The sequence below is a fragment of the Streptomyces sp. NPDC055966 genome (assembly GCF_042269865.1).
Lineage (GTDB): Bacteria > Actinomycetota > Actinomycetes > Streptomycetales > Streptomycetaceae > Streptomyces.
On record NZ_JBHJYK010000002.1, the window covers coordinates 322,357 to 336,862 of the forward strand.

The window sequence follows — 14,506 nt, forward strand, 5'->3', positions numbered from 1 at the left end:
GGGGAGCGTGCTCCTCACACCACCTGGTAGTTGGCCATCATCGCCATGTCCTCGTGCTCCAGGTTGTGGCAGTGCAGCATGTACCGGCCCCGGTAGCCGCGGAAGCGGACCAGCACCTCCACGGCCTCGTGCGGGCGGACGTCCACCGTGTCCTTCCAGCCCGCGTCGGTGGGCTCGGGCGCCCGCCCGCCGCGCGACAGGACCTGGAAGTGGGCCATGTGCAGATGCACGGGGTGGTGGCGGTCGCTGGTGAAGCGCCAGCGTTCGACGGTGCCCAGGCGCGGGCGGGCCAGGAACTCCGAGGTGCTGAAAGGGCGGCCGTTGATGGTCCACACGGCGCCGGAGCGGCGGAAGTCGAAGTGCCGGGTGGCGACGGCGGACGCCGGACGCAGGGCCGTGAAGCGCGAGAGGCGGGCCGGGACGTGGCTCGGGTCCTTCTCCTTGCGGGCGATCCGGAACCGCATGACCTGGCGCATACGGCCGTTCGCCAGGGTGTTGACCAGGGTGACCGCACTGCCCACCGGGCAGTCCGTGAAGTCCACGACCACGTCGAAGCGCTCGGCCGGCGCCATGGGGATGCCGCCAAGGCGCTGGGGCGCGGCCAGCAGGCCGCCATCGGCCCCGATCTGTGTGAAGGGGAGCCTGCCGCCGTCCTCCCGCCGCAGCACCAGGTGGTAGCGGCGGGCGTTGGAGGCGTTCAGCAGGCGCAGGCGGTGGCGGCTCGCGGAGACCTCCGCCTGTGGCCAGGGGGCACCGTTGACCAGCTGTACGTCGCCGAGCACGCCGTCCATGTACGCGCCCTGGACGCCAGGAGTGCCGGTGCAGGTCGGCGAGTGGCCGGGATACCGGAAGGAGCCGTCCTCCTCGAAGGAACGGTCGCAGATCATCAGCGGGATGTCCCGCTCGCCCCCGGGCAGCGGAAGCCCGTCCTCCTCCCGGTCGTGGACGAGGAACATCCCGGCCAGCCCACGCCAGACCTGCGGGGCACTGAAGTCCATGCGGTGGTCGTGGTACCAGAGCGTGGCCGCCCGCTGGTCCATCGGGTACGTGTACGTCCTGTGGCCCTGCGAGACCCTCCAGTCGACGGCGGGGGCGTGCACCCCGCCCATGCCGCCGTGCGTCACCTCCCCTGCCTTGAGCGCGGCGCCGCATCGCGCGGGCACGAGCACATCCGTCGGGTAGCCGTCGGAGTGCGGCGGGGTGACACCCCCGTGCAGGTGCAGGGAGGTGGGCACGGACAGCTGGTTGCGGACCCGTACCTCCATCCCCCGGCCGGACCGGGCGGTGAAGGTGGGGCCGGGGAAGATGCCGTCGTAGCCCCAGACGGTCGTCCTCAGCCCGGGGACGATCTCCACGGACCCCTCGCACTGCCTGATGTCGTAGACGTCGATGCCGCCGGTCGTCCGCGCGGGGCGGGCGCGCGGCGGTACGGGCAGGGGCACCGCGAACCGCCGGGGCGGGCGGATCGCGCTGGCCAGGACGGTGCCCCTGCGCTCACCCGACCGCTTCGCGTACGCCGCCGAACCGGCGGGTACGGTGAGGCCGGTGGTGACCCCGGCCGTCACCCCGAGGAATCGTCGACGTGACGTCACCCGCGCTGCCCTCCCGGTGTTCGTCCGTGCGGCGCCCGGCCCCGACTCTGCTCCGACCAGCACGATCGGTCCGAGTGCGAGCGTAAACGGCCACGCCGGTCCCCGCGGGGAACGCCACACCAGCGCGATGCCCCCTCCGGACACCCCCTTGGAGCCGCTACGGCACCGCGACCGGGGGCTGGTTCTCTCCCTCCCCCGGGGCGGGTTCCCGGGTGCGCCAGGGGATGCGGAACGCCGTCAGGGTGACGGTGAGCGCGGAGGCGGCGACCACCGCCATGCCCAGGGTCAGGTTCGCCGCGCTCGCGACGAAGCCGATCAGGGCGGGCCCGGCCAGCAGGCCCGTGGTGCCCATCGCGGCGACCAGGGCCAGCGCGTCCGAACCGTGGCCGGCGGCGGCGACGTAGACGCACGGGGTGACGGCGGCGGCACCGAGGCCGACGCAGGCGAAGCCGAGGAGGGTGGGGACCACTCCCCCGGCCGCCAGGGCGACGGCCAGGCCGGCTGCGGCGACGGCGCTGCCGGCCCGGACCACCCGGCCGTCGCCCCAGCGGGTGCGCCAGCGGTCCGCGCACACCCGGGCCAGCAGCATCATCACGGAGACGACCGCGATGCCCAGGGGCGCGACCGTCGCGGACGCCCGGACGACGTCCTTCAGATAGAGGGTCGACCAGTCGTTCATGGCGCCCTCGGTGATCGTGCCGAAGGCCATCGCGCATCCCATGAGGAGCGTGGTCGCCGAGGGCAGGGTCCAACGGCCCTTCTTTTTCGGCTCGTTGGGCGCCGCCGGGTCCGTGTGGCGCAGCAGGGCGGGGCGGGCGACGGCGAGCAGGAGCAGCAACAGGGCACCGGCGACGGCGAAATGGGCCGGGACGGACGCCGTCAGCGTGGTCACGCCCGAGGCCAGCAGGGCGGCGGCGAGCAGGCCCGCGCTGAAGGTGGCGTGCAGCTGGGACATCGCGGTGCGCCCGTACGTCTTCTCCAGCGCCGCGCCCTGGGCGTTCATGGCGACGTTGAGGCAGCCGACCAGGACCCCGTCCGCGCAGACGGCGAGCAGGGCCAGCGGGTAGTCCGGTACGGCCGACAGCGCGGCCAGGACGGCGATCAGGCACGCGGCCGAGGCGAGCGACAGGCGCCGGGAGCCGAGGCGTCGCATCAGGGCGGCGACCAGCGGGAAGGAGGCCGCCGCCCCGGCCCCGCAGGCCATCAGCAGCAGGCCCACCTCCCCGGCGCCGAGGTCCAGGCGGGTCTTCAGCGCGGGCAGGCGCGAGACCCAGGTGCCGTACTGGAAGCCGAGGAAGCAGAAGAGCGCGGCGATGGACCCCTTGGCGCGCGGGAAGGAGGGGGCCGTCATCAGCTCGCCTCCCGCAGTGCGGTCAGCCGGGCCGACATGTAGACCGCGCCGCTGCCGTAGCCGGCGGGCGGGCTCGCCTCGGGGTGGGGGCGGTAGCCGTTGGACCGCCAGAAGGGCTCCTTGCCGTCGACCGCGATCAGCGACATCGTCGCGAAGCCGCGGGCCCGGGCCACGTCCGTCAGGTGGCGGACGAGGCGTGTGCCAAGCCCTCGTCGGCGCTGGGGTGCCGCGATGACGATGTCGTGCAGATGGAGGTTGGCGGCGCAGGCGACCGTGTCCTCGGGGCGCCCCAGGTCGGGGTAGTGGAATCTCGGGTACGGCAGGGCCAGGACGTAGCCCGTGACCCGGCCGCCCCGGTCCAGGACGAGGCAGGTGCCGGCGGCGGCCCGGGACCGCAGCGCGGCCTCGCCCTCGGTGAGCGAGGTGCCCGCGTACGCCTCGGCCTCCAGGGCCGCCACCTGGGGCCAGTCGGCGTCGGTGACCTCCCGTATGAGGTCTCGCATGTCAGTCGTGTCCTTCCTGGCCGCGGACGCAGACACAGGGCAGCGGGCGGATGCCGTTGAAGCCCTGGGTCATGTAGCTGGTGGCGTAGGCGCCGGCGGACAGGATCCAGACCGGGTCGCCGGAGGTGAGGGAGGCGGGGACGCGCACCGGGTGGCGGCCGTCGCCGTAGGCGTCGTCGCTGTCGCAGGTGGGCCCGGCGACGACCGCGTGGACGTGCTCCCGCTCGTCCGGGTGGCCGGGGAAGACCATCCGGTGTGTCAACTGGTCCATCTCGTAGAGGCCGTTGAACTTGCCGCAGCTCAGATAGAGCCAGTAGGCGTCCGTGCCGTCCGGCTGCCGGCGGCGGGTCAGCCGGGAGACATGGGCGCGGACGGCGCCGTGGTCGGCGACCAGGTGGCGGCCCGGCTCCAGGACGAAGGCGAGCGGGGCGGGGGTGAGGCCCCGCAGGCGGTCCATGCCCTCGCGGAGCACGGTGAGGATCTTGTCGAGGGGCGGGTCGAGGGAGTTGCCGTGGCGGTCCTGGTAGCCGAGCGCGGGCAGGCCGCCGCCGAGGTTGACGTGGTCGGGTACGATCCCGCGCCCGGCCAGGGCGGCCATGGTCCCGGCGAGGGTGTCGAGGGCCTGCTGCCAGGCCTCGCAGGTCATCTGCTGGGAGCCGACGTGCACGGACAGGCCGGCCGGGACGAGTCCGGCCGCGCGGGCCGTCTCCAGCACGCGGACGGCGTCGTCGGGGGCGCAGCCGAACTTGCGGCTCAGGCCCCACAGGGCGCCCTCACCGCTGGTGGCGAGGCGGCAGAACACCCGGGAACCGGGGGCGTGCCGGGCGATGGCCCGGACGTCCTCGACGCTGTCGGTGGCGAACGTGCGGACACCCAGGCGGTGGGCCTCGACGATGTCGTGGTCGGACTTGACGGTGTTGCCGTAGTGGATGCGGGCGGGGGTGACGCCGGTGCGGAGTGCTTGCGCGATCTCGGCAGGGCTTGCGGCGTCGAAGCCGGCGCCGCGTTCCGCGAGGGCACGCAGGACCTCGTCCTCGGGGCACGCCTTCAGGGCGAAGCTGATGCGGGCGTCCGGCAGCTCCCCTGCCAGGACGTCGTATTGGTGCTCGATGCCGGTGAGGTCGTAGACGATGCGGTCGGTGTCGGCGCCGGCGAGCGAGGTGGTGAGAGCGTCGCTCGGGTGCGGGGCGTTCACGGAGTGGCCGCCTTGATCAGCGCCGGCCAGGCCTCGATCAGGTGGGCGAAGGACTCGATGTCCGCCTCGGCCTCGTCCAGCAACCGGTCGCGCTCGCCAGCGAGTTGGTCGGCGAATCCGGCGTAGCGGCCGCCGAGCTTCCGGTACGCCGTGTCCACCCTGTCCAGGCGCCAGACGTTCTCCGCGCGGTCCAGTCCGGTGCTCGCGCGCAGGAACTCCACGATCCGGTCGGGGCGCACACGGTGGCCGGTGTCCAGCAGGGTGTCGCCCGCGTCGGTCATGCGGTCGTAGACGTCGTGGAAGTACAGCATGGAGAGCAGGAACTTGACGAAGCGGCGCTGGTAGGCCGGGAAGCCGGTGTCGGTGCGGCGTTCGGGGGTGTGGAAGTTCTCGATGTGGCGGTTGTGCAGGATGCCGGGCAGGCCGGCGTCGTGGACGAGGTGGAGGAGGAAGTAGTCGCTGCCGATGGTGTCGGTGGCGGGCGGCAGCGGGACGCGTTCGTAGATGTCCCGGTCGAAGGCGACGTTGCACATGTCGACGCGCATCGGGTCGACCACGGTGAGGGTGGAGAGGTCGGCGGTGAAGGGGGTCGTGCCCGCACCCGTGAAGGACTCCTCCACCAGGGCCTTTTTGCGTTCCTCGGGCCAGCCGCCTGGTGCCCACAGGCTCACCACGTCGTGGTAGACGCCCTCGTCCGCGCAGCGTATCTCCGCGATGTCGACGGAGAGTTCGCCGATGAAGGAGGCTCCGGCGAGGGAGACAGGGCGGGACAAACGGTCCGGGGTGAGGGCGGTGCGGGTGACCGTGGCGGTGGCCTCCTGGGCGGGCCGGCCCAGGAACGGCAGCTCGTGGTGGACGGGGAACACCGGTTGCCCGGCGTGGCGTTGGTAGGCGCTGTCGGAGTCCCTGCGGTGCAGCGAGGTGCAGCCGAGGGCGGCGGCGAGCAGGAAGGCGCGGTCGGTGCAGGCGCCGTAGGAGACGGCGGGCGGGAGCAGCAGGCCGAGCAGCCGGTCGCGATCGGGCAGGCCCGCGCGCTCGATCGTCCGGAGCAGGAAGGCCCGCTGGGCGTCCTCGTCGAGGTGGTGGACGGTGACGCCGGCCGTCGGGGGCAGTCCGGCGACGACCCGGGTGTGTGCGGCGCGGGTGTGTGCGTCGGAGGAGTCGAGGATCAGCAGCTGGACGTCGGCGTCGAAACGCTCGGCCGCGTAGCCGGCTTCCTGGTGGAGAGCGGCGATGGTGGCGGGGCAGGGGCGGTTCGTGGGCAGGCAGAGGCAGACGCGGTTCACGGTGCCTCTTCCGCCGGGGTGGTCCAGGAGTCCAGGCCGAGGAGTCTTCTGCCCAGGGGGGCGAGGGTGGCGGGGCCGTAGCGGTGGGCCTCGGGGGTGCGGGCGTCGCCGAGGAGGGTGGCGTTCCAGTCCGGGGTCGCGAGGGTGCGCCAGGAGTCGACGCGGGAGTCGCGCAGGGTGGTGTGCTCCTCCAGGGCGGGCATCATCGACAGGTACTGGACGGCTCGGACAGCGTTGTCAGAGCGGTTCGGTGCGACGCCGTGCGCCAGCAGCCCGTTAAAGATCAGGAGGTCACCGGCCTGGAGGTCGGGGCGGATCACCGGGAACTCGGCCCGGTCGGTGCCGGGGCGGACGGGGTCGCGGCCCGGTGGCTGGGCGAGGCGCCACTCCTCGAAGCGGCGGAAGAGCTCCGGGGCGCACTGGAAGCCGCCGAGTTCGGGCCGTGTGTCGTTGAGGGCGATGATGCCCTGGACGCGCTGGGGCAGTACGGCGAGGGTGGTGTCGACGTCCCAGTGCAGCTCGATGTCGAAGCCCTCGTCGGTGGGCTCGATCAGGGAGCGGGAACGGGCGCGGACGTTGGGCGGGTTGAGGTTGAGCCGGTCGAGGGTGACCCACAGCTCCTCGCAGTCCCAGACGTCCGCGAAGGCGTCGTGGACCCGACGGCTCTGGCGGCTGTCCCAGAGGAGCTGGTGGTGGTACGCCTCCACGAAGCCGTAGATGAACAGGTGCTGGTCGAGTTCGGAGCGGAACTCCGGCTCCTCGTACCAGGACTCGGGGTCGTCGGGGTCCAGGCCCTGGAACTGCCAGGCGAAGTCGAGGAGTTGTTTGGCCTCGCCGGGGGTGATGGCCTCGCGGACGACGACGTAGCCGTACGTCTGCCAGAAGGCGAAGTCGTCTTCGGAGAGCACCCGCAGGGGCTGGGACTTCTTCAGGTCGCGCAGGGGGGTCGGGGCGAGGTAGGTCTCGCCGTCGGCGCTGAAGTAGGGGCGCGGGGAGGCGGCGCGGTGGAGGAAGGGGTGGGGCGTCTGCATGCGATTCCTCTGGAAAACAAGGTCGAACGAGTGCGAGCACGTGCGGTTGAGATCCGGGAGAAGAGCACGATCGAGCGGGCCGCCCGCGGGGGTGCGGGCGGCCGGCGGTGGCCGCTTCGGTCAGCCGGCGACGACGGCCTCGGCCGCCGCCACGCCGCAGACGCGGGCGGCGCCGTAGGTGGCGATGTGCAGGGCGCCGCGGGGGGCGGCCTGGGGCAGGCCCATCTCCACGACGATCGTGTCGGGGCGGGCGGCGAGCAGGGTGTCGAGGGCGGCGCCCATCCAGGGGTGCCGGTGTTCGTCGCGGACGACGGCGACGATGCGGCGGCCGTCGGCGGCGGCGAGGACCTGCGCGGCGGCGGCGTCGCCGGTGCGGGAGCCGGTGGTGGTGCCGGTGGTGGTGCCGGGCAGCAGGCGGCGCAGTTCGGTCGCCGGGCCCCAGGGGGTCTGGTCGCCGACGGCGATGTTGCGGGCGGGCTCGAACTGGGCGACGTGCACCGGGGTGTCGAGCGGTGCGACGGCGCCGGTGCGGGTCACGCGCAGCGCGCGGCGGGCGGCGATCAGGCCGATCGCGGGGTCGGGTGCGGTGGCCGGTCCGGCCGTGCGGGCCTCGGCGGTCCAGCGGGCGAGGTCGCGCACCCGGGCGGCGGCGTCGGCGAGCCGTTCCTCGGGCAGTTCGCCGGAGCGCACGGCGGCCACGAGCGCGTCCCGCAGGCCGAGGACGGTGCCCTCGTCGCACAGGCCGCCGCCGACGCAGATGGCGTCGGCGCCGGCCGCGATGGCGAGGACGACGCCGTGCTCCAGGCCGTAGGTGCCGGAGATCGCGCGCATCTCCATGCCGTCGGTGACGATCAGGCCCCGGTAGCCGAGTTCGTCGCGCAGCAGGTCGGTGAGGATGCGCGAGGAGAGGGTGCCCGGCCGGTCGGGGTCGAGGGCCGGGACGAGGATGTGCGCGCTCATGATCGCGCGGGTGCCGGCGGCGATGGCCGCGCGGAACGGGGGCAGTTCGCGGGCGTACAGGGTCTCGGCGTCGACGTCGATGCGGGGTACGGCGTGGTGGGAGTCGACGTTGGTGTCGCCGTGGCCGGGGAAGTGCTTGGTGCAGGCGGCGACGCCGGTGGACTGCAGGCCCTCGACCCAGGCGGCGGTGTGCCGGGCGACCAGGCCGGTGCTCGCGCCGAAGGAGCGCACGCCGATGACGGGGTTGTCGGCGTTGGCGTTGACGTCGGCGGAGGGCGCCCAGTCGAAGTTGACGCCGCAGGCGGCGAGGCGCCGGCCGAGCTCGCGGGAGACGGCCCGGGTGAGGTCGGGGTCGTCGACGGCGCCGAGGGCGTGGTTGCCGGGGAAGGAGGAGCCGGTGCGCACATCGAGGCGGGTGACGTCGCCGCTCTCCTCGTCGATGGCGACGAGCAGGTCGTCCCGTTCGGCGCGCAGTTGCCCGGTGAGCGCGGTGACCTGCTCCTCGGTGACGACGTTGCGGCCGAACAGGGCGACGGAGGCGAGGCCCTCGCCGAGGCGGCGGCGCACCCAGTCGGGCGCGGTGGTGCCGTCGAACCCCGGTTGCAGCACCGCGAGGGCGTCCCGGGTGAGGGTGTCAGGGCCGGTGGCGAGTGTGGTCATCGGCGGGGTCATCCCTTCACGGCGCCGTCGGTCAGACCGCTGACAGCCTTGCGTTGCAGGAAGATGAAGAGGATCAGGATGGGCAGCGCGAACAGGGACGAGGCGGCCATGGTGGCGCCCCAGTCGTCGCCGAAGGCGGTCTGGAACTGCGACAGCCACAGCGGCAGGGTCTGCTTGTCGTTGGCCTTGTTGAGGATCAGGACGAGCGGGAACTCGTTCCAGGCGGTGATGAAGCCGAACAGCGAGGTCGCCATCAGACCGGGCGCGAGCAGCGGGAAGATGACCTTGACGAAGGCCTGGGTGCGGGTGCAGCCGTCGACCATCGCGGACTCCTCCAGCTCCTTCGGCACGGCGGCGACGTAGCCGCGCAGCGTCAGGACGGTCAGGGGCAGCACCATGACGGTGTAGAAGGCCGTCAGCGGGACGAGGCTGTCCAGCATGTCGGCGTCGCGGACGATCATGTAGATGGCGATGATCATGACCTCCCAGGGGGCCATCTGCGCCAGCATGAACGTCACGATGAAGGCGCGCCGGCCCTTGAACCGCAGCCGGGCGAGGGCGAAGGCGGCGAACAGGGCGATGACGAGGGAGATCAGCACCGAACAGACGGTCACCGTCACGGAGTTGCCGACCAGCGTCCAGAAGTTGTCCGCGTCGACGGCCTTCTGGAAGTGGCTGAAGGTGAGGTGCGTCGGGAACCACACGGGGTTCTCGGAGATGATGTCGCCGGTCGGTTTGAAGGCCGTGGCGAACATCCAGTAGACGGGGAACACGAGGCCGGCGAAGAGGACGACGGCGGTCGCGTTGGGCCAGATACGGCCGAAGAGCGAGCGCTTCACAGCTCGTCCTCCTCTTGCTTGAGGACCATGCGCAGGTAGTACGAGGTCAGGACGAGCAGCACCAGGACGGTCAGGAAGGAGATGGCCGCGCCGACGCCGAAGTGCTGGTTGCCGACGCCCTGGACGAAGGCGTAGATCGGCAGGGTCTCGGTGAGGTGGTCGGGGCCGCCCTCGTTGATCGCGAAGACCTGCGCGAACGCCTTGAAGACCCAGATGACTTCGAGGAAGGTCGTGGAGTAGAGGAAGGGCCGCAGGAACGGGAAGGTCACCGAGGTGAAGCTCTTCCAGGCGCCGGCGCCGTCCAGGGACGCGGCCTCGTACAGCTCCCCGGGGATCGTGGTGGTGGCGGCGTAGAGGTTGATCGCCACGAAGGGGATCGACTGCCAGACGATCAGCAGGATGATCACGGAGAAGGTGGAGGTCTGGGTGCCGAACCAGTTGTAGCCGGCCATGGAGTGCCAGCCCAGCTTGTCCAGCACCCAGTTGACGACGCCGAAGCGCTGGGCGAACAGCCACTGGTAGACGGTGGTGGCCGCGAGGATCGGCATGGCCCAGGCGAGGACGAGGCCGATCAGGAGCAGCAGCCGCATCCGCTTGCCGAGGCGGGCGAGCAGCAGTCCGGTCAGGGTGCCGAGCACCATGATCAGGACGACGTTGATCGCGGTGAAGACCACCGAGCGCTCGACGACGTGCCAGAAGTCCGAACCGGTCAGGACCTCTTTGTAGTTGTCGGTCCCGTTCCACTCGGTGAGGTGCTGGATGAGCTGGCGCGGGTTGAGGTTCTGGAACGACAGCATGCCGTTCTTCACCAGGGGCCAGCCGAGCAGGACCAGGGTGGCCAGCAGCGCCGGCAGCAGGAGCAGATAGGGGGCGGCGGCGCCGCGGCGGGACGGGGACCGGGAGCCGCGGTCCTCACCCGTCGGCGGCCCGGCCGTCCGGGCCTTTCGGACAGCGGGCTCCCCGGCCGTGTCCGTGCCTTCGGTCTGCACTGACATGAGTTGTCATCTCTTCCGTGGCCGAACCGGCCGTACGAACGACTGCGCCGGGGGCGCCGGGTGCGGGCGCCCCCGGGACTGCTCAGTTCTGCTGGGCCAGGCGCTTGTTGATCTCGGACTCGACGTCCTTGGCGGCCGCCGCGGGGTCCTTGCCGTTCAGGACCGAGGTCATGTACGACTTGATCGGGTTCGGGGTGTTCTCCACCGCGGCCCACTCGGGGATGAGCGGGGTGGTGCCACCGCCGGCCGCGGCGGGGGCGGCGGCCTCGGCGGCGGGGTTGCCCTTGACGTTGCTCGACAGGGACGCCTTGTTCGGCACGATGCCGCTGAGCTTGGCCAGTTCGCCCTCGTACTGGTCGGACAGGGCGACCTTCAGGAACTCCTTGGCCAGGGACTGGTGCTTGCTGTTCTGGGCGACGGCCAGGTTGGAGCCGCCGAGGAAGACGCCCTCGGGCTTGTCGGCACTGGCGCCCGGGATGGTGAAGTAGCCGAGGTCCTTCTCGATGGCCTTGTTGGCCTGAATGGCGGTGGCGGCCTCCCAGCCCATGCCGATGAACGCGCCGGTCTTGCCCTTGGCGAAGACCTGGGCCTGCTGCGGGGTCGCCTCGTCCTTGTCCTTGGGGGCCTTGGAGTAGGAGGCGTACTTCTTGTAGAGCTCCATGGCCGCGGCGACCTTGGGGTCGGCGAGGTTGGAGACGTACTTGCCGCCCTGCTTGGTGACCAGCTCGCCGCCCTGGCCGATGATGAGGCCGTCGAGGAAGTACCAGTTCTGGCCGGGCAGGTAGAGGGGCTCGGCGTCGGTCTTCTTGCCGATGGCCTCCAGGTCCTTGAAGAACTCGTCGCGGGTCTTCGGGGTGGTGGTGATGCCCGCCTTGGCCCAGATCGCCTTGTTGTAGATGACGACGCGGTTGGCGAAGTACCAGGGGGCGGCGTACTGCTTGCCTTCGTAGACGGAGGACTGCGAGACCGACGGCGTCCAGTCGGCGCCTATCTCCTTCTTGACGTCGGCGAGGTCGGCGAGGCCGCCGGTGGCCGCGTAGGCGGGGGTCTGGGTGTTGCCGACCTCCAGGACGTCCGGCGGGGTGTTCTCGGAGAGGGCGGTGGTGATCTTCTGCTGGATCCCGTCCCACTTCTGGATCTGGAAGTTCACCTTGGCGCCGGTCTGCTTCTCGAAGGCGGCCTGTACGTCCTTGGTCCACTGCGGCGGCGCCGAGCCGTCCATGGTCCAGACGGTGAGCGTCTGGCCCTTCCAGCTGCTCGGTCCCGCGTCCTTGGAGTCGTCCTTGCTGTTCCCGCCACACGCCGCAACGGAGACCATCATGCCCGCGATCGTGATCGCGGCAGCGAGCTTGCGCTTCACGCCACCCTCCTCAGGGATGCCACTTGCCCCCCACGCCCTCGGCGGTGATCTGCGTACGACGCTGGTGCACACAGGGCTCGGGACCTGGCCACTAATGGTGTAGACCAGTAGGGTGGAGCTTGGCCTAGACCTTTCGGGGTGTCAAGGGTGGTCCAGGAAGCCGATTCCGGCCGTTACGAGAACGTCACCGGAGGGCGTCCGTCCGCATCCGCCCCCTTCGTCCCGGCCCTCCGCGACACCGGACCGTTGGACTAGACCATAGGGCAGTCGACCGCTATAACGGGAGACCGTCGACACAGCCGGGAAGGCAGGCATGACCACCGACGTCAGCAGCGCCCAGCCGTACGAAGGGGCGCCCGGCCGCACCGCGCGCGTGCCGAAGTACTACCGGATCAAGCAGCAACTCCTCGCCATGACCGAGGCGTTGCAGCCCGGCTCGGCCATGCCCGCGGAACGGCTGCTGGCCGTCCGGTTCGACACCTCACGCACCACGATCCGGCAGGCGCTCACGGAACTCGTGGGCGAGGGCCGCCTCGACCGGATCCAGGGCAAGGGCACCTTCGTCGCCCAGCCCAAGCTGTACCGCACGCTCCGGCTGACCTCGCACACCGAGGACATGCGCGCCCAGGGACTCACCCCGGCCTCGCGGATGCTGGACATCGGGGAGATCCCGGCGGACGAACAGCTCGCGGGGCTGCTCGGCATCGGGCTCGGCGAGCGGGTGCTGCGCATCGAGCGGCTGCGGCTGGCGAGCGGCGCCCCGATGGCGATCGAGACGACCCATCTGTCCGCCCGGCGCTTCCCCGGACTGCGCCGCACGCTCGCGGACCGGCCCTCGCTCTACACGGCGCTCGCCGAGGTGTACGGCGTCCGTCTCGCCGAGGCCGACGAGACCATCGAGACCTCGCTGTCCACCCCGCGCGAGGCGCAGTTGCTCGCCACGGACGTGGGGCTGCCGATGCTGCTGCTGTCCCGGCATTCCCGGGACGCGCAGGGCACCCCGGTGGAGTGGGTGCGCTCGGTGTACCGGGGGTCGCGGTACAAGTTCGTCGCCGCGCTGAGCCGTCCGGCGGAGGAGACGACGGTCCTACGGCGCTCCTGAGGCGGCCGCGGAACCACCGGCCGTCAGTCCAGGAACGCCGTCTCGATCCAGCGGCGTACCGCGCGCGGGCGCATGCGGTGCAGGCGGTCCACGGTGTCGGCGACCTCCTGGGCGCCGCCCACCGACAGGAACTTCTCGCGCACCAGGTCGGAGTGGGCCGCCCGGGTCTCGGGGCCGGCCGCGCCGACCGGGATCAGCCGGGTGCGCGAGAGCGTACGGCCGTCCGTCAGCCGTACGGTGACCCGGGCGCCGGTCGCCTTGGTGGAGCGGGAGAAGTCCCGGCCGTCGGCCTCCAACGCGCCCACCAGGTCGACCAGTTCGTCCCCGCCGAAGCCGCGCAGCCAGGGCACGGCCAGCTCGCCGGCCTCGCGCACCGCCTCGCCGAACGGCGCGTCGGACAGGAAGAGTTCGCGGGTCATGTCGGTGTCGTGGCGCAGTTGGATCCGCTTGGCCAGCGCCCAGCGGTCGGGGTCGTCGAGGTGCGGCGAGGAGAAGTCGTCCACGCCGAAGCCGCCGGTGAGCAGCGTGGTCGCGACGGGGTACGGCACGTCGAGGACCAGCGCGCCCAGCGGGGAGCCGGGGCCGGTGACGTAGCGGGCGGCCCGCTCCCCCGCGAACAGGGTGTACAGGGAGGCCTCGACGACGACCTCGGCCACGTCCTGCGGCCGCAGTGCGCCGAGTTCCCTGTGGATCTCGGCCGCGCAGTCCACGGCGGCGTCGATGCCGGGGCCGCCCGGGTGCATCTTGAACGAGAGGGTGTCCGTGTGCCAGCGGCGGCCGAGCCCCTTGGCCACGGCCTGCGGCAGCGGCACGGTCGCGAACCGGGCGAGGAAGCCGTCGCTGTGCTCGATGATGTCGGGCGCCCCGCGCAGCCCCGCGTACGCGGCGTCGCAGGCGTCCATCGCGGTGCGCACCGGGGTGAAGGTGTTGAACAGCCGGGCGTCGCTGGCGAGGAAGGCGCGCATCAGCGGCCAGTTGGGCATCGCGAAGGCCAGTCCGAAGGCGTTCTCGAAGAGCGTCGCCGGGGCCCGGTCGCAGTGCAGCCGTCCGGCGACCGCCCCGGCGAGGTGGGTGTGCACGGCGCTCTGGCCGCGCAGCGGACCGAGGGTCGCGGAGGCGGTGATCCGGGCCGCGCACTCGTTGGCCGCGACCACCGCGGTCAGCAGCGACAGCCCGTCCAGCCGGCGGGCGTAGGCGAAGGCGAGCGGCACGGCGACCGTGGAGTTCGACAGGTGCCCGGCGTACGCGGTGTCGTCCAGGTTGAGCCAGGAGCCGAGCGCGGCGAACACCCCGGCCGCCTGGCGCGGATCGCGCTGCATGGGGTGCCCGAAGGCGGCCACCAGCCGTCTGCCGAGCGGGTGTTGCAGGCCGGCGCGGATGGAGGCGACCTGGGAGAGCACCTGGCTCGCGGCCAGTTTCAGGACCCGGCACGGGATGTCGCTCGGGCGCAGCGTCGCGGCCCAGTGCGAGAGTTCGCGCAGCGGGGTGTCGGCGGGGGCGCGGCGGCGGCCGGCCCGGGACGGGCTGCCGTACGGCTCGCCCCAGTCGGCGCACAGCGCCCGGGCGACGCTCTCCGCGAGGACGGCGGTCATGGCGGATACACCTTCCGTGCGTCGAGGGGGGACACGGCTG

11 protein-coding genes and 1 pseudogene are annotated in these 14,506 nt (G+C 72.1%); 1 reads left to right on the forward strand and 11 read right to left on the reverse strand.

The window, feature by feature from the left end; genetic code table 11:
• Positions 1 to 14: 14 nt before the first annotated feature.
• The 10 genes and pseudogenes from ACFC8N_RS05730 to ACFC8N_RS05775 form a co-directional block, all read right to left on the reverse strand.
• Positions 15 to 1,592, reverse strand: a complete 1,578-nt coding sequence (locus tag ACFC8N_RS05730) for a multicopper oxidase family protein (RefSeq protein ID WP_376286749.1) — start codon at positions 1,590 to 1,592, stop codon at positions 15 to 17.
• A gap of 157 nt (positions 1,593 to 1,749) precedes the next feature.
• A pseudogene (locus ACFC8N_RS05735) lies at positions 1,750 to 2,985 on the reverse strand (MFS transporter); the annotation flags it as partial.
• Positions 2,943 to 3,446, reverse strand: a complete 504-nt coding sequence (locus ACFC8N_RS05740; protein WP_356021680.1) for a GNAT family N-acetyltransferase — start codon at positions 3,444 to 3,446, stop codon at positions 2,943 to 2,945. The gene ACFC8N_RS05740 and the pseudogene ACFC8N_RS05735, both read right to left, overlap by 43 nt.
• A 1-nt stretch (position 3,447) precedes the next feature.
• Entirely contained in the window at positions 3,448 to 4,641 is a 1,194-nt protein-coding gene (locus ACFC8N_RS05745; protein ID WP_376286754.1) for a type III PLP-dependent enzyme, read from the reverse strand.
• Positions 4,638 to 5,927: a DUF6271 family protein gene (locus ACFC8N_RS05750; RefSeq protein ID WP_376286757.1), complete on the reverse strand. Its 1,290-nt coding sequence runs from the start codon at positions 5,925 to 5,927 to the stop codon at positions 4,638 to 4,640. Before ACFC8N_RS05750 ends, ACFC8N_RS05745 begins: the two co-directional genes overlap by 4 nt.
• The gene (locus ACFC8N_RS05755) at positions 5,924 to 6,958 is read right to left on the reverse strand and encodes a phytanoyl-CoA dioxygenase family protein (protein WP_376286760.1); all 1,035 of its coding nucleotides are present in this window, start codon (positions 6,956 to 6,958) and stop codon (positions 5,924 to 5,926) included. Before ACFC8N_RS05755 ends, ACFC8N_RS05750 begins: the two co-directional genes overlap by 4 nt.
• A gap of 120 nt (positions 6,959 to 7,078) precedes the next feature.
• Positions 7,079 to 8,578 carry a glycoside hydrolase family 3 protein gene (locus ACFC8N_RS05760; protein WP_376286763.1) on the reverse strand — a complete coding sequence of 500 codons (1,500 nt, stop codon included), beginning with the start codon at positions 8,576 to 8,578 and terminating at the stop codon, positions 7,079 to 7,081.
• An 8-nt stretch (positions 8,579 to 8,586) separates the two neighbouring features.
• Positions 8,587 to 9,417, reverse strand: coding sequence for a carbohydrate ABC transporter permease (locus ACFC8N_RS05765; protein ID WP_362821611.1), 831 nt, complete (start codon positions 9,415 to 9,417; stop codon positions 8,587 to 8,589).
• Positions 9,414 to 10,412 (reverse strand): sugar ABC transporter permease, encoded by a 999-nt coding sequence (locus tag ACFC8N_RS05770; protein WP_362821612.1) that lies wholly within the window; start codon positions 10,410 to 10,412, stop codon positions 9,414 to 9,416. Before ACFC8N_RS05770 ends, ACFC8N_RS05765 begins: the two co-directional genes overlap by 4 nt.
• An 82-nt stretch (positions 10,413 to 10,494) precedes the next feature.
• Positions 10,495 to 11,772 (reverse strand): extracellular solute-binding protein, encoded by a 1,278-nt coding sequence (locus ACFC8N_RS05775; protein WP_376286767.1) that lies wholly within the window; start codon positions 11,770 to 11,772, stop codon positions 10,495 to 10,497.
• 313 nt (positions 11,773 to 12,085) lie between these two features.
• On the opposite strand from ACFC8N_RS05775, the gene ACFC8N_RS05780 reads away from it, so the two are divergent.
• Positions 12,086 to 12,874: a GntR family transcriptional regulator gene (locus tag ACFC8N_RS05780; RefSeq protein ID WP_356021665.1), complete on the forward strand. Its 789-nt coding sequence runs from the start codon at positions 12,086 to 12,088 to the stop codon at positions 12,872 to 12,874.
• A gap of 23 nt (positions 12,875 to 12,897) precedes the next feature.
• Here the strand turns inward: ACFC8N_RS05780 and ACFC8N_RS05785 are convergent, their stop codons facing one another.
• Positions 12,898 to 14,466, reverse strand: a complete 1,569-nt coding sequence (locus tag ACFC8N_RS05785) for an MmgE/PrpD family protein (RefSeq protein ID WP_356021663.1) — start codon at positions 14,464 to 14,466, stop codon at positions 12,898 to 12,900.
• Between the last annotated feature and the right edge of the window lie 40 nt (positions 14,467 to 14,506).